This window comes from Nibrella viscosa, from assembly GCF_039541875.1.
Classification (GTDB): domain Bacteria; phylum Bacteroidota; class Bacteroidia; order Cytophagales; family Spirosomataceae; genus Nibrella; species Nibrella viscosa.
In genome coordinates this window covers 18,132-39,407 of the sequence record NZ_BAABHB010000012.1, presented here as the reverse complement: position 1 = coordinate 39,407, position 21,276 = coordinate 18,132, and the positions used below count along the sequence as shown (strand labels likewise).

Below are 21,276 nucleotides of genomic sequence, written 5' to 3'. Positions count from 1 at the left end.
TGCATTGCCTTGGTTTTTGGTATGATTTCAACAAAGAGCAACGTCCGGACGTTGCTCTTTGTGTGTTAAATGTATTGTTAGTTGTTTTGTCCTATGAAAATTTTCCTCAATCGACACAGGCCAGTTGTCGGACTGATACTCTGCCTGCTCTGGCAGCCATCGTACGGGCAGACGTCCGGCGATGCCAACGAGCGACGATATAAAGCGGCCGTCCGGCTGGTGCAGACCGGTCAGTACGATCAGGCCAAAAAAGAACTGCAGTCGCTGATGGATCGCAGCAACCGGCTGGCGCCCTACGCCTATTATTATTATGCCGTAGCCGCTTTCCGGCAGAAAAACTACGGCCAGGCCCGCAATATGCTGAAGCAAGTGATTGACCGCTTTCCGGACTGGCAAAAGATGGAGGATGCCTATTACCTCTACGCTAGTGCCGCTATGGAAGCCGGTCAGTATGAGGATGCTTTGAGCTACCTGAGCCGCATCAGCGATGCCTCCCTGCGCAACGATGTCGATAAGCTGGAACGGCATTTCTTCGGGCAGATAACCGACCTGCGGCAGTTGAAGCAACTGCAGCGGGAGTTTCCCGAAAACCGCAATCTGGCGCTTGCCCTGGTATCACTTATTCAGCGTACCTCATCCGACAAGGCGGATCTGGAGCTGTCGGACCGGCTGACCAACCGGTTTGGGGTACCCGGCACAACGGGTTCGGGTCAAACCGCAGCCGCAGTCCGTACGGAACGAAACCGGAACAAAGGCTATTTCAACGTGGCTGTGCTGTTTCCGTTCCGGATCGATGAGTTTGATGCTAACCGGCGGGCGCGTACTAATCAGTACGCCATTGATCTGTACAACGGTATTCAGATGGCAAAAGCAAAGCTGCAGTCGGAGGGTATAACCGTAAACGTCTTTGCCTACGACCTGGATAATGATGCGGAAAAGGCGCGGGAACTGATCACCAATCCAGGCTTTGCCCAAAGTGATCTGGTTATTGGTCCCTTGTATGCCGAGCCAAACAAGGTGGTGACCAGCTTCGCCGGTGAGAACGGCATGGTACTGGTGAATCCGCTGGCGACGAGCAGTGATCTGATTCAGGAGCAGCCGCTGGCCTTTCTGGCGCAGCCGTCGCTGGAGAAGCAGGCCGACAAAACGCTGGCCTTTGTGCGGTCGCTGGGTGTCTCCAGAAAAGCGGCTATCTATTATGGCAGTTCCCGGAAAGATTCTACCCTGGCAAGCCTTTACGAGACCCGGCTGAGAGAGGCCGGCTTTCAGGTGATAGACCGGAAGAAGCTGAGCGGCACCGCCGAATCTATGGCGGCTATCATGCGTATTTCAGAGCTGAATAAACCAGATCATGTCTTTTTCTCCAGCAGCAGCGACGATGATGGTTCGCGTTTCCTGGCAGCTCTTAGCCGACTTCGCATTACGGCTCCGGTCATTGTTACAGCCTCGGCATTTGATATGTATAAGAACTCGTCCAGTACGTTTGGCCGGCGCGAACTTTACCTGCTGTATCCGGACTATGTTGATTTCAGCCGGGAACAGGTTGACCAGTTTCAGGAAGCCTACCTGGGCCGACGGAATATTATTCCGTCAGTATTTACCTTTCAGGGCTACGATATGATGCTGTTTTTCGGCCGGCAGTTAGCCAAAAACGGCCCTCAGATTCAGCGCCGGACCACCCTGCGAGCCGAGGGCGATGATTACCTGCTCTCTGGGTTTGATTATCGCAACTCAAATGAAAACGAGATCGTGCCGATCGTCAAATTCAACGACGGGCGGTTTATTAAAGTAAATTAGTGACTACCGAAGACCAGATGACGACCAGCGAACAACTTTTCGAGAAAGCCAAAACATTGATGCCTGGGGGCGTAAACTCGCCCGTCCGTGCCTTTCGGGCGGTGGGTGGCACGCCCTTGTTTATTAAATCAGCCAAAGGACCTTACCTCTACGATGAAGACGGCAACCGCTACATTGAGCTAATTAACTCCTGGGGACCCATGATCCTCGGCCATGCCTTTGAGCCGGTGGAGGAAGCGGTGCGGGAGGCTATTCAGCATTCGTTTTCGTTTGGCGCACCGACCCGCAAAGAGGTGGAGATGGCCGAACTGATTATTGATATGGTGCCGTCGGTGGAGAAAGTGCGCATGGTCAATTCCGGCACCGAAGCCACGATGGCAGCCATCCGGGTGGCACGGGGTTTTACCGGACGCGACAAAATCATCAAGTTTGAAGGCTGCTACCACGGCCACGGCGACTCGTTTCTGATTGCCGCCGGCAGCGGAGTCATGACGATGGGCAGTCCCGACAGCCCCGGTGTTACCCGCGCTACGGCCCATGATACCCTACTGGCTCCGTACAACAACCTGGCGGCTGTGGAACAGTTAATTGACGCCAACCCAAACCAGATTGCGGCCATCATTCTGGAGCCGGTAGTCGGCAATATGGGTTGTGTGCTGCCCCAGCCCGGCTTTCTGGAGGGGCTGCGTGACCTCTGCGATCGGCACGATATTCTGCTCATCTTCGACGAGGTGATGACGGGCTTCCGGCTGGCTAAAGGCGGAGCGCAGGAGCGCTTCAATATCCGCCCCGACCTGACCACAATGGGGAAGATCATCGGGGGCGGTATGCCCGTTGGCGCGTACGGTGGCCGGGCCGACATCATGAACATGGTATCGCCCGCCGGGCCGGTGTATCAGGCCGGTACATTGTCGGGCAACCCTATTGCCATGTCGGCGGGTCTGGCTATGCTGCGTTACCTGAATGAGCATCCGGAGGTGTACACGCGGCTGGATACTATTGGCGAGAAGTTGACAACCGGCTTCCGGAGCAGTCTGGAAAAGCTGGGGCTGAACTTCACCATCAACCACATTAGCTCTATGTTTACACTGTTTATGACCGATAAGGTGGTAACGGACTATGGATCGGCTAAATCCTGCGATACGGCCTTATTCGGGCGCTATTTCCAGTCCATGCTGAAGCGGGGGGTGTACCTGGCTCCCGCGCAGTTTGAAAGCCTGTTCTTATCTACGGCGCTGACGGATGAGTTGGTGGATGAGGTGATTCGGGCGAATGAGGAGGCTTTGGGGGAAGTGATGAACGCATAAAAAATGCTCAGATTCTCCGTCATCATCCCCGTCTACAACCGCCCCGACGAGTTGCATGAACTGCTGGACAGCCTCACCCGGCAGACGCTAAAACCCTATGAAGTGCTGGTGATTGAAGACGGCTCCGGAATTAAAGCAGATACGGTAGCTGAGCAGTTCCGTAACCAGCTTAATATCCATTATTTTTTTAAAGAAAATACCGGCCAGGGATTCACCCGCAACTTCGGCTTCGAGCGGGCTACCGGCGATTACTTTGTAATTTTCGACTCCGATGCCCTGGTGCCTCCGCATTACTTTGAAACGGTAGCGCGGCATCTGGCTACTGACTGGCTTGATGCCTACGGCGGACCCGATGCCGCCCATCCGGACTTTACGCCGATTCAGAAGGCTATTAGCTACTCCATGACGTCGCCTTTCACCACCGGCGGTATTCGGGGTAGTAAAAAGAACCTGGGAGGGCAGTTCCATCCGAGGAGTTTCAACATGGGTTTATCGCGGAAGGTTTGGGAGACCATCGGCGGATACCGCATCAGCCGCATGGGCGAAGATATTGAGTTTGCCATCCGAATTATCGAGAATGGATTTAAAACAGGACTGATACACAACGCGTTTATTTATCATAAGCGCCGGACAAATTTTGGTCAGTTCTTCCGGCAGTTGCGGTTCTTTGGGCGGGCACGGATCAATATTTCCCGGTTTTATCCGTCTCAGCTAAAACTGGTGCACACATTTCCGGCTTTGTTCACCCTGTTCGTGCTGTCTGTTCCGGTCTGGGCGCTCATCAGTCCTTTGTTATTCTGGCCGGCAATTGGTATATTGGTCCTTTTCTCGGTGTTGATTTTCGTAGATGCTACAGGGCAAGAGAAAAACATGCAGGTAGGGTTGCTCAGTGTCGTTGCGGCTTTCATCCAGCTGATCGCTTATGGTGTCGGCTTTATAAGTGAAGGCTGGAAGCGGCTACGGGAACCGAAAACACATCGGGAATCCGGCGTCAATATGGACTATCCTTCCTGAAAAAGTGCATTGAATTAGGAATCTAACCTATATACGTTTAAAATTGTATTGGCTTTTTTGGAGATAATCTATGGCGAACCCTGCAAAACCACCTGGTCGTAAATTGCTGAAGCGCATGAGCACTCGTACAAAGTGGCTCCTGCTGGCACCATTCAGCCTGATGCTGATTGGCTACGGTCTTTGTGTGTTTAGCGGGGCCGCAAACGCCATGCATAACGGGCAACCTTTTTCGCAGTGGTTTATTCTGGGAACGTACAGTCTGGTGTTGATCAACGGCGGTATTTCATTGTTCGGTCATGCTGTCCGGTTGCGGGTAATGATGGATACACGGCAGATCATTCGGCGGCAGTTAAAAAAGGAGCTAAAAAGCCGCCAAAAACGAAAAGCCTCGTTCGGTAACCGGAACGAGGCTTAGGGTAGTTTATCTGTTGATCGGTTAACTGGTTAATTGGTTCATTAGTCTGCCTAACAATTAGCAAACTAATAAACCATTCAACGAATGAACCAATTAACTATTTTTCTTCTCGGCGAAGGAAGCCTTGATGGCTTCGACATCTACATTCCGGATTTCCGGCTTACGCGTCAGTTGCTTAATGCGGTTGGTGGCGTTGTTAGCTCTGGCGCGATTCTTCCGGCCTTTCCGCTTTAGTTCCGTTATTCCCATGATATTGTATGTCTTTTAGTCGTTTCTCAAAATGGAACGCAAAATTAATGCTTTTCCGCTGAAATTGTAAACGTTATCGCCAAAATTTCCGGAGGCAGGCTTAATTTTGCGCCACCAATTGAAACACACATGCAGAAACCGAGTATTCCGAAGGGAACACGCGACTTTGGGCCGGAGCAGATGAGCAAACGGCTTTTTATTTTTGATACCATCCGGCAGACGTTTCAGCGCTACGGCTTTCAGCCGCTGGAAACGCCCGCTATGGAAAACCTGTCGGTGCTGATGGGGAAATACGGCGAGGAGGGCGACCAACTGCTGTTTAAAATATTGAATTCCGGCGACTTTGCCGGTGGCCTGACCGAAGCCGACTGGCAGGCCGGCGCCAAAAAACTCACCCAGAAAATCGCCGAAAAGGGCCTTCGCTACGACCTGACGGTGCCGTTTGCCCGCTACGTGGTCATGAACCGCCACGCCCTGCCCATGCCCTTTAAGCGCTACCAGATGCAGCCGGTCTGGCGGGCCGACCGGCCGCAGAAGGGCCGTTACCGGGAGTTTTACCAGTGCGATGCCGATGTGGTCGGTACCGATTCGCTGCTGTGCGAAGCAGAGATTGTGCTGATGGTACACGAGGTACTGCGCAATCTGGGTATTCAGGATTTTACGCTGAAGATTAATAACCGCAAGATTTTAACAGGTATTGCGGAGATTATTGGTATGCCGGGCGGTCCGACGGGTCGGCAGGAGGGAGTGCTGGCGGTGGCGATTGATAAGCTGGATAAAATTGGTCAGGAGAAAGTGCTTGACGAACTGCGCGAACGCGGCTTCTCAGAGGACGCTATTAACCGCCTGCAGCCGATCTTTGGTTTTAGCGGAGAGGCCGCGGAGATGCTGCAAAGCCTGAAAAGCTGGTTGTCGTCTTCTGACACTGCGCAAAAGGGTATTGCCGAACTGGAGGAGGTGTGGCAACTGGTAAACCAGTATGGCCTGACCGATTCGCAGCTGGAACTCGATGTGACGCTGGCCCGTGGCCTGTCCTACTATACCGGTGCCATCTTCGAGGTAAAAGCCAATGGCGTGCAGATCGGCAGCATCAGCGGGGGCGGTCGGTACGATAACCTGACGGGTGCTTTCGGGCAGCCCGGTTTGTCGGGCGTGGGTATCTCGTTCGGCGTCGACCGGATTTACGATGTCATGGAGGAGTTGAACCTGTTTCCGGCCGGCTCTCAGCAAAGCACACAGGTGCTCATTGTACACTTTGACGCTGAGGCCAGAGCGGTAGGTTTACCCTTACTGAGCCGTCTGCGGCAGGAAGGCGTTACGGCCGAAGCCTACCCGGACATAACGAAGCTTAAAAAGCAGCTCGATTACGCCAACCAGAAAAATATACCATACGTGGTACTGATCGGCTCCGAGGAAGTACAGACCGGGTTGCTATCGGTCAAGAATATGGTCAGCGGTGAGCAGCAGAAACAGACCGCCGATGAATTGATTAGCCTCTTCTCACCATCACAACTGTAAGAGCATTTTCCGGCTTTCCCGGCCGTCGCCCGTGCGCAGGACTGCGTAGTAGGTGCCGGCCGGAAAGTTTTCGGCCTGGAAAATGACCGTATGGTCGCCCGCCTTCTGCTTCTCTTCTACCAGCGTAGATATTTCCCAGCCGTAGGCGTTCATCACCGTCAGCACCACAAAGCCATCCTGCGGCACCCGATACCGGATGCGACTCTGAATCCGGATGAGGTTCGGCGCACTCTTTTTCAATTCAGTATGAATGATAAGCGGCTCATTGGTGGCCAACGTACCCAGTGCCGGTTTCGACGTCACCAAATTCGAAGCCGGACTCTCGTTATGCAGCCGGTCGAGGGCAGTAACAACGTACCGGTACGAGCGGCCAACCTCCACCGTCTCGTCCACAAAGGCCGACGTATCCGTGGGCGTAATGCTCAGAATAGCCTCTGTTTTCGCCAGATTGACCGGCTCATCTTCGTCAAAGCGATAGACAACGTATTGGCGAATCCGGTTTAGCTCCCCGGGCTTTGTTTTGGGTTGCTGCCAGTACAAGCCAACGCCCTGCGGGTGCGTGGTCGTCATCAGCTTCGTGGGAGCCTGGGGAGGCACATTATCCTTCCAGGGCATAGCGGGCAATAGAGCCGGGTAAGCATAAAAGTCAGTTTCCAGCGAATCCAGAATACCCAGCGGGTTGCGCAGCAGCGATTTGGTATTGTACCAGATGCTGCCCTGAATGGTGGAGAACTGCCGGTTCAGCCGCAACTGATTTGGCTTCTGCGAGGGATTGCGCCAGTTACTGTCGCCGGTAGGATTGACCCGGTAAACACCCTGTCCGATGTACAGATGCCGCCCAAAGGTATTGTTAGCCCACCAGGGCAGCAGCACGCTGTAGTCGGCAGAGGCATTGCCAATGTGCCAGTAGAGTTGCGGGGCAATGTAGTCGATCCAGCCCTGCTGTAGCCATTTACGGGAATCCGCGTAAAGCGTATGATAGCTTTGCAACCCGCGAGTTTCGCTTCCCAACGGTTGCGCCGGGGACCAGTTCTGCCACACACCGCAGGGCGATATACCGAATTTAACCCAGGGCTTCGTCAACCGGATACTATCTGAAACGGCCTTTACCAGGAGGTCCACATTATCGCGTCGCCAGTCGGCCCGGTTTGTGAAACCGCGCTTGTAAAGCGCAAACGTCGAATCATCGTTGAACGTGGCACCGGCCTGCGGATAGGGGTAGAAATAATCGTCGAAATGAACGCCATCAATGTCGTATCGCTGAACCACATCCATAATCACCCGGATAACGTGCGACCGCACTTCAGGCAGTCCAGGGTCCAGGATGCGCAGATTGCCCTGGCTCAGCAGCCAGTCGGGATGCTGATTAACGACATGGTTGGAATCCAGCCTGGCTGTCTGAATGTTGCTGACGGCCCGGTAGGGGTTAAACCAGGCGTGGAACTCGATACCGCGCCGGTGAGCCTCGGTAATCATAAACTGCAGCGGATCATAATAGGGCTGAGGAGCAATGCCCTGCTGTCCGGTGAGCACCTCAGACCAGGGTTCATACGGACTGGGGTATAGGGCATCGGCCACGCTGCGGATCTGAACCACCACTGCGTTGATACCGGTCTGTTGAAACTGATCTAAAATGGTAATGAACTCGGCCTGTTGCTGGTAGGAGGGTAACCCTTTTGCCGAGGGCCAGTCGATATTGGCAACGGTAGCGATCCAGGCCCCCCGAAACTCTCGTTTAGGCGGATGCTGGGCGCGCGTGCAGGTATGGAAAACAGTAAAAAGAAGCAGAAAGAACAAAAGGTGTTTACGCATAGACTGTCAGGCTGACCAACGTCGGAACCAAACATATAAAAAAGGCCCAAACAACGCTATATAAAACGTATTTGGGCCCAATTATCTTATCAATTAGTCGAATTAGCTCCGCATCTGAGCCTGATTAATCAACTCTGCCGCTACTTGTGCTCCTAGCCGGGCTACTTCGCCCACTACAATAATGGCCGGTGAACTGATAGGTGTGCCGGTGCGACCGCTGTCGGCTACCCGCTCCACCATGTCACTAACCTGGCCAACCAGCACCCGCTGTTCCGGCAACGTACCGTTCTGGATAATCGCAACGGGCGTGTCTTCTTTGCCGTATTCGCCGAAAAGCTGCATGATCTCCGCCAGCTTGTGCATGCCCATCAGGATAACCACCGTAGCCGTGGACTGGGCTGCCAGCGGTAAATCAGTGGACAAACTGCCGGATTTAGTGGTGCCGGTTACTACCCAGAAGCTTTCGCTCATACCGCGCGTCGTCAGCGGAATACCCGCCATCGCCGGCACCGTGTAGCTGCTCGACAAGCCCGGAATGACCTCGGCCTCAATGCCGTGCTCCCTGGCGTATTCCATTTCCTCGTAACCACGCCCAAAGACGAACGGGTCACCGCCTTTCAGCCGGACCACATGGCCGTAGGTGCGGGCGTAGTGAACAATCAGCGGATTGATTTCTTCCTGCGTGCAGGAGTATTCATTCAGCCGCTTGCCAACATACACCTTCAGGGCGTCGGGCCGGCAGTAGTTGAGTAAGTCAGGGTGTACCAGCGCGTCGTACATGACCACATCGGCCTGCTGCAGCGCCTTCACACCTTTGAGTGATATAAGTTCCGGGTCGCCGGGACCCGCTCCAACGAGGGTTAATTTCATGTAAATTAAGAGTGATGAGTTAAGAGTTAAGAATTAAAAGCAATGAGTGTTTGAATAACCTAACACACATAACTCTTAACTCATCACTCTTAATTCTTAACTTAAAATTTAGCTGTCCTGCGCCTGCGTAAGCTCTCGCAGAGCGGGCATGCCTTCAATGAGAAGCTGATTTTGGCGGTAGGCTTTGACTGACTCCAGGAAGGAGGCTGCCAGACCGACGAGTTCACGGGCGTAAGCCTCTGTCGGCTCGTTTTTGTTGATCGAGAACACCACCGTCTTAAACTCGCCTTCTGCCTGGTGGAAGCCAAACTCGCCGACGAAATGCTTGTCGAAGTCGCTGACGATGCCATGCTGCGTATTGGTCGGTACGTCTTTGGTCATCAGAGCCGCTTTGGCACCGGTGATAAAGGTGTTGTAGGCGTGGTAGATGGCATCGGCATAGCTGCCGTTCGCCAGGGTGTCGTAGGCCCAGTTGAGCTTTTCGTCGGCTTCGTACAGCGTTGTAGCCACGAGGTCGATCATAACGCCGGCGCACTCGCCGACGCCAACTTCGGTCACGAACTGCTCCGTATGATCCCAGTCGATGTAGTCGCTGTCTTGGAGCGTTTTCAGGTCGGCCAGGGGCTTCAGCAACTGGTAGAAGTAATTCTTACCCTGACGGCCGTAGTAATCGCTGTAGTATTCGCCTTCGTAGGCGTTAGCCTCGTAATCGTTCAGCAGCAGGCGTAAGGAATCGGGGCCGCGTTTGGCCGGTACTTTGATGACTTTATCGGCAATCAAACCTTCGCCTTTACCGTTGAAACCACCACCCAGCAATACCTGCAGGGCCGGCAGCACCAGCGCCCCGTTTTTCAGGGAACTGCCGTGGTAACCGATGTTGGCGACGGAGTGCTGGCCGCAACCGTTCATACAACCCGAAATCTTGATCTTGATGTCGTTGTTGTAGATGATCTCCGGAAACTCTTCCTTCATCATTTTTTCCAGCACCCGCGTAATACCGTAGCTGCTCGAAATAGCCAGGTTACAGGTATCCGTGCCGGGGCAGGTGGTAATGTCGGCGGTGGTATCAAAGCCCGGTTCGGCTAAGCCCAGGGCGTTCAGTTCGTGGTAGAGAGCCTCCAAGTCTTCCGGACGAATGTACCGGAGGATATAACCCTGGTTGACGGTTACCCGGATATCGTCGGCCGCGTAGCGCTTCACAACATCGGCCAGCTTGCGGGCTGTGTCGGAAGGCATATCGCCCAGCAGCACCCGCAGTTGGACCGCGTACCAGCCTTTTTGCTTTTGCTCAAATACGTTAGTTTTAAACCAGGCATTCAGCCGCGCATCTTCCGTCTGGAGTTGGAAGCCGGATGCCTCCGGCCGCTCAGGCTGAACTTCAACCGAGGTATCCTCAATTTGGTAGGTCTTGTTTTTCAGCGCCGGGGTTTCTTCTTGCACGCGCTTCAGAAACTCGTCCAGACCAATGTCGTTCAGCAGGTATTTCATCCGGGCCTTATGGCGCTTGGTGCGCTCGCCGTAGCGGTCGAACACCCGGATAACGGCTTCGATAAACGGAATGGCTTTTTCTTCCGGTATAAACTCAAAAGCCTGTTGGGCCGGAAAAGGCTGGGCACCCAGACCGCCACCCACCAGCACTTTAAAGCCGCGTTTGCCGTCCTGAATGCGGGGAATCAGTCCTACGTCGTGCATATAGCCGTAGGCCGAGTCTTTCTCGCTGGACGAAACCGATATTTTGAATTTCCGGCCCATTTCCTGACAGATCGGATTGCGGAGGAAATAGTCGAAAATGGCGTAGGCGTATGGGGTAATGTCAAAGGGCTCCTCCGGGTCGATACCCGCTCTGGCCGAGCCGGTTACGTTCCGCACGGTATTGCCGCAGGCTTCTTTCAGGGTAATGCTGGCGTCTTCCAGTTCGGCCCAGAGCTGGGGGGTGTCGGCCAGTTTCACAAAATGAAGCTGAATATCCTGTCGGGTGGTGGCGTGCAGATTACCGGTGGCGTATCGGTCAGACATGTCGGCAATTCGAACAAGCTGGTCGGCGGTAATGCGGCCGTGGGGCAGCTTGATCCGGACCATCTGCACACCCGGCTGACGCTGACCGTACACCCCACGGGCCAGACGGAACTTCCGGAAATGCTCGTCGGTCATCTCCCCGGTGGTGAACGCGCTGATCTTCTTTTCGAGGTCCAGAATATCGCGACGGGCGGCCGCGCTAACCTGTTCGGTGAATTGCACTGACATAATATACTAAAGTCTATAGAGTTAAAAGACTATTTATTTGTGCAAAACGCCGGTCGATTCCGGCGTTGTGAATGGTTATTTACCAGACAAATATAGTCCCGAAACTGTTCCCGCTTTTCCGGAATTCCGATTACTATTTGTTATGGACAATAACCAACGGTTATACTGTCTTGCCGGTATCGGCTACCAGCCCAAATTCGCCGGCAAATGTTAACAGCTCCGATAAGTGGTTGATTTCCAGTTTGCGATAGATGTTCTTGCGATGAGAGCGAACGGTATCGAAGCTGACGAAGAGTCGCTCCGCAATCTGTTGACTCGATAAACCCTGATGGATCAGCCGGATGATTTTTACTTCGGTCGGGGTAAGCTTGAACCGCCGGACGAACTCGTCCTTGTCGTGAGCATGGTTATTTGGCATCTCCGGAAAAACGGTTTCGCCGTTTTGCACGCGGCAGATAGTGCCGATAATCACGTCGGCCCGTTCGCTTTTCAGCAGGTACCCTGATACGCCCATCTGCCGGCATTCGTCGATAAACTTGCGGTAGGCGTACATCGTCAGCATAATCAGCCGGACGGTCGGCGCGTCTTTGCGCAGTTGCCGGGCGCAGTCGATGCCGTTCAGCGTCGGCAGGTTGATATCCAGCAGCACCACATCGGGCGCATGGCGCAGCACGGCGGGCCGCACATCCTCACCCCGAAATACCTGCCCAACCACCTCTACCGGCGAGTTTCCGGCCGAGAGTTGCAGCACCAGCCCATCGCTGAACAACGCATGGTCATCCGCCAGCAGCACGCGTATCTTCCGGGTTTCGGTCATTGGGTTATTGGGTGTTTAGCATAGCCCAAAACTCAGGTAAACTAATCACATTGACTGACGGAAAAGGTATGTCCTTTAGCACCTTGAAGTGAGCATCGTTGGTTACAATATAATCTGCACCCGCAATCAAAGCCGCATCCACAAATTTATTGTCGTCAGGGTCTGCTTTAATCAGCCACCAGAAAAAAGGTGGTTCGACTTGTATTACGGAAGGCTGCTTTGTGAGAAATTCGAGAAAGTTAAAGGCTACAGAGTCGTTGGTCTTATTGCTGATTACCTCCTGATATTCCAATAAAATTGCGGTGCTGACGACCAGTTCAAATTTATGCTCAACAAGTTCGTTAATGATGAGACGATAACGAGACGATTTGGGCAGGGCAGCCAGAACCGCGTTGGTATCAAGGACGATTCGCATGAGGGCCAGGCGAATAAGGACTACGATTATGTTCATTAGCCCACCCCTCGAACGTCTGCTCATCCCATTGGTTTTCCTGACTGAGCCGCTCCAGTTCGACATCCATTTTAGTCAGAAAATAATCAGCCAGTAGGGAACGAATCTCCTGTATCTGTTCCTCCGGCAGCGAGTAAGCAAAGGTTTTCAGCAACTCTATTTGCAGATTAGTCAGTACCATACGCGCGACGTTTAAACAATAACGCTTTTACTTTTAAAACAGTTTGCCAGTTAGCGGCAGCGACGGCCGGGTATCAACCGGCCGGGGTATTGGCCGTTTAAAAATCCCGGTACCAGGATTAAGGTGTCGATGCCTACTTGGTCGTCCAGCTACTTTACCTGTGAATATAAACTTTTTAGACAAAAGCTGCCACAAGTTTTAGATTAACCAGGTAAATTGAAAAAAAAATTTTCGATTTACATGGTTAACGGAGTAGAGCGCCTATTAACCCCCGCCTTGTTAGAAGCCATTCAGTACTTCCCGGCGGTATCCTTGGTTGGCCCTCGTCAAGTGGGAAAAACGACGCTGGCCCACCACTTAGCCGCCGGCCTACCCAAACCCACTTTGTATCTGGACCTGGAGCGAACCGAAGACCAGGCCCGTTTGGGTGACCGGCCCGCCTGGCTACTGGAGCAATATACCGACCATACCGTCGTGCTGGATGAAATTCAGCGCATGCCCCAGCTTTTTCCGCAACTCCGGGCACTCATCGATGACCATCGGGTGCCGGGCCGCTTTATTCTCCTGGGTTCGGCATCCCCCGATCTACTGGCACAAAGTGGAGAAACCCTGGCCGGGCGTATTTGCTTCCTGGAACTCACGCCGTTTCTGCGGACAGAAGTAGCCGATACGCCCTATCAGACACACTGGTTCCGGGGTGGCTTTCCTGAACCCTTTCTGATGGACTCGGACCGCATCCGTACACAATGGTATCGTTCCTTTATTCAAAGCTATGTTGAGCGGGACCTGCCCCTGCTTGGCAAACTGGGGGTTTCGGTTACCGCTAGCTTGCTAAGCCGGTTACTGCGGATGCTGACGACCATACAGGGGGCCTTGCTCAACTATTCGATGCTAGCCGGCTCGCTGGGGGTGAGTGTCACCACGGTACGGAATTACATCGACCTGCTGGAAGAAGCCTTCATCGTACGCCGGCTGGAACCGTATTTCGTCAATATTGGGAAACGACTCACAAAGAGCCCTAAGTTTTACCTGCGCGATAGTGGCTTATTACACCACCTGCTAAACCTGGCTTCGCCCGATGCGTTGCTTTTACACGCTCAAGTAGGGGCCTCCTGGGAAGGGTATGTAATTGAGCAAATCATCAACCAGTTAGCCGATAATGTTACCCCTTATTTTTACCGGACCCAGCAGGGAGCAGAATTAGACCTGGTCCTGGTCAGGGGTAATGCGCCGATCCTGGCCGTAGAGGTAAAGCTGTCAAATTCTCCAACGCTCAGTCGCGGGGTTACTATCGCCCAGGAAGATATGGGTGGGGTACCGCTGCTGGTGGTAACCCCATCTGCCGGGGATTACCCCTTCCGGCCGGGCATTCGGGTGGTCGACATTAATACCATTTGGCCGCGTTTGGCAGCCGAGGGCTTACTCCGAACAGCGCCGAATTAGGGATATTGATCTTAAATAATCAAGCGAGCAAAATAGGCTTGCCCTTACAGGGCAGAGAGCAGGGTGCGAACGGCTGGTGCTATAAACCGCTGACCCCTCCGGGGTATAAAGATACCATAAATTACCCCGGAGGGGTCAGCGGTTTATAGCTACGTCACCAATCTCGAATGCACTCTCTGCCCTGTAAGGGCAAGCCAAAAGGGCAAACGCTTTTTTAACAATTAGCCCTTGTGCGTATACGGAATATCCAGCCGGATGGTGGTGCCGGTAGCGCCGGAGTCGATAGCAACCTGGCCTTCCAGCCACGCTACTCGTGACGATAAGCTTTTCAGGCCTATGCCGCTGCCGCCTTTTGTCGATTCGCTATCAAAGCCTTTGCCGTTGTCCTCGACGGTGATATTCAGGTGTTTTTCGTGGTAAACAAACTGCACCGTTGCCTCGGTAGCCCCGCTGTGCCGGACAATATTGGTCATCAACTCCTGCACCAGCCGGTAGAGGGTCAGTTCGGCCGCCGGGCTGAGGGCGACCGGCTGCCCGGCGCTGAGAAACAGAAACCGGATACCCGATGCCGTCTCCAGCCGCCGGGCCACCTCGTCTAACGCATCGGTAAGGCCCAGGTCATGCAGTTCAGTGGGCATCAGGTTGTGGGAGACGGTGCGCACATCGGTAATGATTGTGTTGAGCAGTTGGCGGGCGGGTTCGTTGGCCGACAGTTGTCCGCACAGCGCCACCAGCGAAGTGCCGATATCGTCGTGCAGGTCAGTGGCCAGTCGACGGCGTTCGGCTTCCTGCGCTTCGAGCGTGCGGACGGTGGTTTCTTCACGAGCTTCGGATAAGCGTAATTCAGCCTGAGCGGCTTTTCGGGCCAGCCGGTTGGCGCGGAGCAGAAAGGCCAGAAACAGTATGAGCAAAGCGGTTAGGGTGAATAACAGGAGTTGTTCGGTACGTTGCCGGTCATTTTCGGCTTGTAGCTGCTGATTCTGAAGGGTGCGGATTTGGGCTTCTTTCTGTTGCACGTTAAAACGGGTTTCAATTTCTTTCAGCTTGTGATTGACCTCATCCGTTTTGGCCTGAGCCCGCAGGGTCGCAAACTTCTGGTAATAGCGGAGCGCCTGTTTGTGGTTGCCGAGGCCTTCATATATCTGATACATAGCCTCGTAGTGCGTCATTTGCTGGAACAACGGACGTTCGGGTAGAATGCGTTCATATTTTGCCTGGTAGAACAGGGCTTTGTGGTAGTCTTTGCGGTTGTGCAGGTAGTAATTGCCGATTTCGGACAGGACGGTGTGGTAGAGATAATTGGCGTAGGTGCCGTAGTCGGGGTTTACCAGCTTGAAAAACTTGTCGAAATAATGCTGCGCTTTTTGGTCATAGCCCAGGTGGAGGTAACAAATACCCAGGTAGGCCGTATTGGTGGCTTTTCCGAACAGGTTGGGGTATTTGACAAACAACGGCTCTTCGGCCTGGTAAAATCGAAGGGCCTCAGCGTACTGTTGGCGGATGACATAAAAATCACCCATGTAATTGTGGTATTGGTGGAAAATGACAGGCAGGTTGTGCTGTTGCGCTATATGCAGTGCCTTCTTCATATAGCTCATGGCTTTGTCCCACTGCTGTTGCGTATTATCTTTTCGATAGACCAGGCAGGCTGCCAGGTGAATAAGTACCAGGCCCTGTTCAGCGGCCAACTGCTGCTTTTCGCATAATTCTTCCGCTTTAATGAATTCCGTAAACGCTAGTTCATCTTTTTCCCGATTGAGCAATGCCTCCGCTCCCCAAACCGTAGCAATGGCGATACCTGGTTGCCAATGGGTACGAGTGGCGATTCTGTACAAAGAATCCGCAAATAGTGCTTGAACTTTGGCTAGTTCATAATGGGGGTGATTGATTTGAGAGTAGTGATAGAAATAGCGGTCCAGGGTGTAGAAGAGAGCCGTGTCGCGTCTGAAGCTTGGTTTCTGCTGATTGAGGTTTTTAAGTACAATCTTGAGAGAGTCGATTACCTGAAGCCGCTGGAGTTTAGGCATGAGGATGTGCTGTCCCCGAGCCGTTGGACAGGCAATAAGCAAAAGTCCCAAAAAGGCCAGCCGTCTCATTCTGTCAGCGTTTACCACAAATAACGTATAAACCTAAGTATAGTAAAAATCACCCAATTGGGGGATGGCATAGGCGGAGCTAACCAGAGAGATTTGAGGGAAAAGCTATATGTATTTCTACCCAAATCTCTACTAAAATGGTATACCGATTTACGCTTCGAATCCTATTTTGCCTCGCTGAATTAATGATAGTCAGTTCCGCTAGGGCACAGGTTCACATTGTAAAGGACCTATGTCCAGGTCAAAATAGTAGCGCACCTAACAATTTTATTAGGTTTAACAATTACCTGTATTTCAATAATATTGTTAATCAGGGCTGTAGTCCTGGTATGTATCGGACTGATGGTACGGCTGCCGGCACATCGTTGGTGACTTCTAATCAATTTGATGGATATGTTCAACGCCGTGGAGAAGTAGGAGGACACTTGTATTATGCGGCTAATGGCCTTCGGCGCATCAATGGAACAACAGGGGCCGATGAACTCCTGACCGAAGCTGTCGGAAGTCCTTCATTTATGGTGGAGGTAAACGGGAAGCTGTTATTTACTAATAACGGAGACGGGCTTTGGCAGAGTGATGGTACACCAACAGGAACGTCTCTAATACGTTCTGATATAAGCTTTATCCGAAGTGTAGTATCTACAGGTACTAAAGCATACCTGTTAAATCCGGATGGAATTTACGAAACGGATGGAACCGCTGAAGGTACCACGCATATTCGAAGTGGCCAAAATATTTATGCATTTACCTTGTGGAAGAATGAATTATATTTTATTGAGGGTAAAGGGGGAATCCAATCCCTTATAAAGCTATCTGGCCCTACATCTACAACCTTAGTATCTGACAGTCCGTTTGAAAACAGCGATAAGTATTTTGCGTTCGGTAATACTGTAACCCTTTACCCGGCAGCCGATGGGTTATATTTTATTGGCCAGTCCAATCAGAACGGATTGTCTACTTACAATCAAATATGGAAAACGGATGGGACCTCAGCTTGGAGAATCAAAATTATAGACGGAGATATTCCTAATGATTTTCGATACCCGAATCCTGGAAGCCCCCAATTCACAGAATACCAAAACATTTTCTTCTTTCCGGCGATTGACCTTGTTCATGGGCGTGAACTGTGGCGAAGTGATGGAACCGAAGCCGGAACCTTTTTGATTAAAGATATTCGATCGGGTAGTGAAGGTTCTAAACCATTTGAGTTGACTGTCATTAATGACAACTGCTATTTCCCTGCCGATGATGGGGTACACGGCTTTGAAGTATGGAAAAGTGATGGAACTTCTGTTGGCACACAACTGGTGCAAGACCTCAATCCCGGTATTGGAGATGGATTTGTCATTTCTTACAACACGAGACGGTCAGGCGAGTTTAATGGTAAATATTTTTTTCAAGGTTATACTCCGGAAGTCGGGGCTGAACTCTTCTCTACCGGAGATTGCCCTTTGCCTGCAATAACACCTTCTAGTTCTAGCATCTGTACCGGTCAAACGGCCACACTGACGGCAACAGAAGGAACCAATTATCTTTGGAGTACAGGTGAAATCACGCGAAGTATTAGCGTCACCGCAACCGGAAGCTACTCCGTAACTGTTTCGCTGGCTGGAGGGTGTTCTAATTCGGCTACCGCCAATGTAGAAGTTAACCAGTTGCCTGCGGTTAGTATTTCGGCCTCGGCTTTAGCTATTAGTCCTGGTCAGGCGATTACGCTGACGGCTACTGCTGGAAGTTTTTATAAATGGAGTACGGGTGAGACTACCCAAGCAATTGCGGTTAATACAGTTGACGTGTATTCAGTTACTGTCACAGCAGCCTCAGGGTGCTCGAATAGTGCTGTTGTATCAATTTATGAGCTAAAAGAAGGTCTTTGTCTACCTAATTCCTCTGACCTTTCTTATCTCTCGCTACCGGTGGGCAGCAACCCAATCTCTGTAGCGGTCGGCGACGTCAATAGTGACGGGAAGAGTGATTTAGTAGTAGCAAACTATACTGGAAATAACGTTTCAGTTTTGCTGGGCAACGGGAATGGTAGTTACCAGGCGGCTGTAAATTATTCGGTGGGCAGCGGCCCCTATTCTGTAGCTATAGGTGACCTGAACGGAGATGGCAAGGCTGACCTTGCCGTAGCCAATAACAATGACCACAATGTGTTGGTGTTGCTGGGTGATGGCAATGGCGGGTTCGGCACTCCGGCTACATATGGTGTGGGTATATACCCAAGCCTAGTTGTAATCGGCGACCTCAATGGGGATGGTAAGCCTGACCTGGTATCGGCTAATTGGGGAACGAACAACGTATCAGTACTACTTAATAATGGTGATGGAAGTTTTAGCCCCGCCACAAACTATGCGGTTGGTAGTGGTCCTCGTTCAGTGGTTATCGCCGATTTTAATGGTGATGGTAAACCTGATCTCGCTGTTGCCAATAATTACACCAACGATGTTTCGATACTGCTAGGTGACGGTAGCGGCAGCTTTAGCGCTGCCACTAACTTTACAGCAGGTAACCTTTGCCATTCTGTAGCGGTGGGAGACTTCAACGGCGATGGTAAACTCGATTTAGCTACAGCCAATTACTACGGCAGTAGTGCATCGGTTTTATTAGGCGACGGCAATGGCAACTTTGGTTTGCCCACCGAATACAGCATTGGCGTTTTTCCCACGCAGATTGCGGTAGGGGATTTGAATGGAGATGGGAAAAGTGACTTGGCCATCACTAACTACAACAGCAACAATATATCGGTGCTGGTCGGTAGAGGAGACGGCACTTTCAGTAATGCCATCAATTATAGCGTCGGTAGTAATCCGTTTGGCATAGCCATAGGCGATTTAAATAGTGACGGTAAGAGCGATTTAGCCGTGACCAATTTTAACGGCAATAATGTATCGCTGTTGCTCAATTGCAGTGCGGCTCAGCCGGCGGTCATCATTAACCCGGCTAATCCGGCGGCTGTGGTATCGGGCGGTAGCCTGAGCCTGACGGCTACCGCTACCGGTTTTACGCCAACAGTCTACACCTGGAGCAGCCAGCCGGCCGGCTTCAGCGGCAGCGGGGCTACTCCCAGCTTTACGGCCCCTACGGTAGCTGCGCCAAGGCCGTACACCATCACCGTATCGGCCACAGATGGCACCATCACCCAAACCGCCAGCGTTAGTTTGCTGGTGAATCCGGCAGCGGCTCTTGCGGTGAGCGTTAGCCCCAGCACTACGGCTGTCTGCGCGGGTCAGCCTGCGTTACTGACGGCTGTCCACAGCCCCGAAGGCGGACCGTTCACTTATTGGTGGAGTACGGGCCAAACCACCCAAAGTATTACCACCACTGTTGGAGGAACAGTATCGGTAACGGTGACCAATGCGAGCAGTGCTTCGGGTACCGCTACCGCTAGCGTAACGGTCAGTCCGCTGCCTACGGTTAGCATCACGCCGTCCAGCACCGCTATCTGCGCTGGTCAGACGGCTACGTTAGCAGCATCGGCCGGAAACTCCTATTTGTGGAGTACCGGTGAAACTACCCAGAGCATTAGTGTCACCGCTACAGCAGCGTACTCCGTCACCGTTACGGCTACAGGCGGTTGTTCAAATACGGCTACTGCCGCTGTAACGGTCAACCCGGCTCCGGTGATTACAACCCAACCGGCGGCTTCCTCGCTGGTGTGTGCCGGGGCTACCACGGTGCGTGTGTTTGTTACGGCTACCGGTACCAATTTGCAGTACCAATGGTATAAAGATGGCACCGCCAACGGCAACATCGTTACGGGAGCAACCTCAGCCACGCTCACGCTCAACAATGTGCAGGCGGCTCAGGCGGGATCGTACTCCTGCGTGGTAACTGGTGATTGTGGCCAGGTAATTTCTAATGGCTTTACACTAAGCATTAACCCCGGACCAGTCGTTACCAGCCTGCCGCCCACCGCTACCGCCGTTTGTGCCGGGGGGGCGGTCTCCTTTGCCGTTGCGGCTACCGGTACTAATTTGAAGTACCAGTGGAATAAAGACGGCAAACGCATCAATGGGGCTACGTCGGCCACGCTGGTGCTGACGGGGGTACAATTGGCTCAGGCCGGGTCGTACGTCTGTGCGGTGAGTGGAGACTGCGGCATTACGGTCAATTCGTCGCCCTTTAGTTTGTCCATTGCACCGGCATCAACCATTACTACTCAGCCGCCGGCCAGCTTGTCGGTTTGTCCGGAGAGTCCGGTCAGTATCTCCCTGAAGGCGAGCGGTAGCGGCTTGAGCTATCAGTGGTACAAAGGCAGCACGGTCGCCGGTAGTCAGGTCAGCGGGGCGACCTCGGCTACGCTGACGCTGGGACCGGAGGTTGCTAACCGGGCTGGTATCTATCTATGCGTGGTTCGGGGAGATTGTGGTAGCGTTACGTCCAACTCTACTACCCTTAGCATCCTGCCGGCTACGGTCATTACGGCTCAGCAGATCAGCGCCACTGCCGTAGCGCCAGGCTCTACCGTGACCATGTCGGTAACAGCAGTAGGGAGCAACCTGAAGTACCAATGGCATAAAGACGGGAGTAAAATTGGAGGGGCCACCTCCGCGAGTCTCAAGCTAAGCAACGTGAAAACGAGTGCCTCTGGCAGCTACTCCTGTGTGGTAACCGGCGACTGCGGAACAGCTACCGCCAGTTTTATCCTGGAGGTGCGCAACGGGGCAGCTTTGATTACCACCGCCGATGGGGCCCGGATGGGAGCACCCGAGGTGCCAGGGTCTTTACAGGTGGAGGTGTTCCCTAACCCGGTGCAGTCGGGCACGGTATGGGTGCAGATTCGGGGGGCGGCACAGCAGCCGATCACGATGCAGGTGCTGGATTTGACAGGCCGGGTGGTGACTGAACGCAGCCTGGAGGTAGTGACGCCGGACCATACCGAGCGGCTGGAGCTTGGGCAGGCCCCGGTGGGTGTGTTGCTGCTGCGGGTGAGTACACCGGCGCAGAGCCAGGTGAAGAAGCTGATGAAGCCGTAAGAAGCTTTAGCCAATCGCAAAACTGTCTGTTGCTCGTCCGCGTTTGTAACGCGATTAAGGAGAGTATAACCAGTCGCGCTACA

The 21,276-nt window shown here is 52.9% G+C and carries 15 protein-coding genes; 7 read left to right on the top strand and 8 right to left on the bottom strand.

The genetic code is table 11. The annotated features are described in order from the left end of the window. Window positions 1–93: 93 nt before the first annotated feature. From ABD931_RS22420 to ABD931_RS22405, 4 genes are all read left to right on the top strand, one after another. Window positions 94–1,797 (top strand): ABC transporter substrate-binding protein, encoded by a 1,704-nt coding sequence (locus tag ABD931_RS22420; protein WP_345270220.1) that lies wholly within the window; start codon window positions 94–96, stop codon window positions 1,795–1,797. 17 nt (window positions 1,798–1,814) lie between these two features. Then, window positions 1,815–3,104, top strand: coding sequence for a glutamate-1-semialdehyde 2,1-aminomutase (gene hemL / locus ABD931_RS22415; protein WP_345270219.1), 1,290 nt, complete (start codon window positions 1,815–1,817; stop codon window positions 3,102–3,104). A gap of 3 nt (window positions 3,105–3,107) precedes the next feature. Then, window positions 3,108–4,118, top strand: coding sequence for a glycosyltransferase family 2 protein (locus ABD931_RS22410; RefSeq protein WP_345270218.1), 1,011 nt, complete (start codon window positions 3,108–3,110; stop codon window positions 4,116–4,118). A 115-nt stretch (window positions 4,119–4,233) separates the two neighbouring features. Then, window positions 4,234–4,533 (top strand): hypothetical protein, encoded by a 300-nt coding sequence (locus tag ABD931_RS22405; RefSeq protein WP_345270217.1) that lies wholly within the window; start codon window positions 4,234–4,236, stop codon window positions 4,531–4,533. A 93-nt stretch (window positions 4,534–4,626) separates the two neighbouring features. On the opposite strand, the gene ABD931_RS22400 is transcribed toward ABD931_RS22405, so the two are convergent. Continuing rightward, the gene (locus ABD931_RS22400) at window positions 4,627–4,782 is read right to left on the bottom strand and encodes a hypothetical protein (protein ID WP_345270215.1); all 156 of its coding nucleotides are present in this window, start codon (window positions 4,780–4,782) and stop codon (window positions 4,627–4,629) included. Between the two features lie 129 nt (window positions 4,783–4,911). On the opposite strand from ABD931_RS22400, the gene hisS reads away from it, so the two are divergent. Then, a complete protein-coding gene (gene hisS, locus ABD931_RS22395; protein ID WP_345270214.1) occupies window positions 4,912–6,300 on the top strand; it encodes a histidine--tRNA ligase in 1,389 nt (462 codons plus the stop codon). On the opposite strand, the gene ABD931_RS22390 is transcribed toward hisS, so the two are convergent. The 6 genes from ABD931_RS22390 to ABD931_RS22365 all read right to left on the bottom strand — a co-directional run bounded on the left by ABD931_RS22390 (window position 6,289) and on the right by ABD931_RS22365 (window position 12,675). Then, window positions 6,289–8,112: a glycoside hydrolase family 10-like protein gene (locus tag ABD931_RS22390; protein ID WP_345270213.1), complete on the bottom strand. Its 1,824-nt coding sequence runs from the start codon at window positions 8,110–8,112 to the stop codon at window positions 6,289–6,291. The genes hisS and ABD931_RS22390 overlap by 12 nt on opposite strands. Before the next feature lie 102 nt (window positions 8,113–8,214). Continuing rightward, entirely contained in the window at window positions 8,215–8,982 is a 768-nt protein-coding gene (gene cobA, locus ABD931_RS22385; RefSeq protein WP_345270212.1) for a uroporphyrinogen-III C-methyltransferase, read from the bottom strand. A 108-nt stretch (window positions 8,983–9,090) separates the two neighbouring features. Next, window positions 9,091–11,226, bottom strand: coding sequence for a ferredoxin-like domain-containing protein (locus ABD931_RS22380; protein ID WP_345270211.1), 2,136 nt, complete (start codon window positions 11,224–11,226; stop codon window positions 9,091–9,093). 160 nt (window positions 11,227–11,386) lie between these two features. Next, a complete protein-coding gene (locus ABD931_RS22375) occupies window positions 11,387–12,043 on the bottom strand; it encodes a response regulator (RefSeq protein WP_345270210.1) in 657 nt (218 codons plus the stop codon). A 4-nt stretch (window positions 12,044–12,047) separates the two neighbouring features. Next, complete coding sequence (locus ABD931_RS22370; RefSeq protein ID WP_345270209.1) at window positions 12,048–12,458, bottom strand: putative toxin-antitoxin system toxin component, PIN family; 411 nt, start codon at window positions 12,456–12,458, stop codon at window positions 12,048–12,050. Continuing rightward, on the bottom strand, window positions 12,442–12,675 hold the full coding sequence (locus ABD931_RS22365; RefSeq protein WP_345270208.1) for a DUF8507 family protein: 234 nt from the start codon (window positions 12,673–12,675) through the stop codon (window positions 12,442–12,444). Before ABD931_RS22365 ends, ABD931_RS22370 begins: the two co-directional genes overlap by 17 nt. 240 nt (window positions 12,676–12,915) lie before the next feature. Here ABD931_RS22365 and ABD931_RS22360 point away from each other — a divergent pair, with 240 nt between their 5' ends. Next, the gene (locus ABD931_RS22360; protein ID WP_345270207.1) at window positions 12,916–14,118 is read left to right on the top strand and encodes an ATP-binding protein; all 1,203 of its coding nucleotides are present in this window, start codon (window positions 12,916–12,918) and stop codon (window positions 14,116–14,118) included. Between the two features lie 221 nt (window positions 14,119–14,339). Here ABD931_RS22360 and ABD931_RS22355 read toward each other — a convergent pair whose 3' ends face one another. Beyond that, entirely contained in the window at window positions 14,340–16,214 is a 1,875-nt protein-coding gene (locus tag ABD931_RS22355) for a tetratricopeptide repeat-containing sensor histidine kinase (RefSeq protein WP_345270206.1), read from the bottom strand. Between the two features lie 137 nt (window positions 16,215–16,351). On the opposite strand from ABD931_RS22355, the gene ABD931_RS22350 reads away from it, so the two are divergent. Continuing rightward, window positions 16,352–21,193 carry an FG-GAP-like repeat-containing protein gene (locus tag ABD931_RS22350; protein ID WP_345270204.1) on the top strand — a complete coding sequence of 1,614 codons (4,842 nt, stop codon included), beginning with the start codon at window positions 16,352–16,354 and terminating at the stop codon, window positions 21,191–21,193. Window positions 21,194–21,276: the final 83 nt, after the last annotated feature.

Coding starts and splice junctions, on each gene's coding strand:
- cobA (WP_345270212.1), bottom strand. CDS start 8,982: ATGAAATTAACCCTCGTTGGAGCGGGTCCCGGCGACCCGGAACTTATA.
- ABD931_RS22410 (WP_345270218.1), top strand. CDS start 3,108: ATGCTCAGATTCTCCGTCATCATCCCCGTCTACAACCGCCCCGACGAG.
- ABD931_RS22420 (WP_345270220.1), top strand. CDS start 94: ATGAAAATTTTCCTCAATCGACACAGGCCAGTTGTCGGACTGATACTC.
- ABD931_RS22380 (WP_345270211.1), bottom strand. CDS start 11,226: ATGTCAGTGCAATTCACCGAACAGGTTAGCGCGGCCGCCCGTCGCGAT.
- ABD931_RS22355 (WP_345270206.1), bottom strand. CDS start 16,214: ATGAGACGGCTGGCCTTTTTGGGACTTTTGCTTATTGCCTGTCCAACG.
- ABD931_RS22375 (WP_345270210.1), bottom strand. CDS start 12,043: ATGACCGAAACCCGGAAGATACGCGTGCTGCTGGCGGATGACCATGCG.
- ABD931_RS22365 (WP_345270208.1), bottom strand. CDS start 12,675: ATGGTACTGACTAATCTGCAAATAGAGTTGCTGAAAACCTTTGCTTAC.
- ABD931_RS22400 (WP_345270215.1), bottom strand. CDS start 4,782: ATGGGAATAACGGAACTAAAGCGGAAAGGCCGGAAGAATCGCGCCAGA.
- ABD931_RS22370 (WP_345270209.1), bottom strand. CDS start 12,458: ATGCGAATCGTCCTTGATACCAACGCGGTTCTGGCTGCCCTGCCCAAA.
- ABD931_RS22390 (WP_345270213.1), bottom strand. CDS start 8,112: ATGCGTAAACACCTTTTGTTCTTTCTGCTTCTTTTTACTGTTTTCCAT.
- hisS (WP_345270214.1), top strand. CDS start 4,912: ATGCAGAAACCGAGTATTCCGAAGGGAACACGCGACTTTGGGCCGGAG.
- ABD931_RS22350 (WP_345270204.1), top strand. CDS start 16,352: ATGGTATACCGATTTACGCTTCGAATCCTATTTTGCCTCGCTGAATTA.
- ABD931_RS22360 (WP_345270207.1), top strand. CDS start 12,916: ATGGTTAACGGAGTAGAGCGCCTATTAACCCCCGCCTTGTTAGAAGCC.
- ABD931_RS22405 (WP_345270217.1), top strand. CDS start 4,234: ATGAGCACTCGTACAAAGTGGCTCCTGCTGGCACCATTCAGCCTGATG.
- hemL (WP_345270219.1), top strand. CDS start 1,815: ATGACGACCAGCGAACAACTTTTCGAGAAAGCCAAAACATTGATGCCT.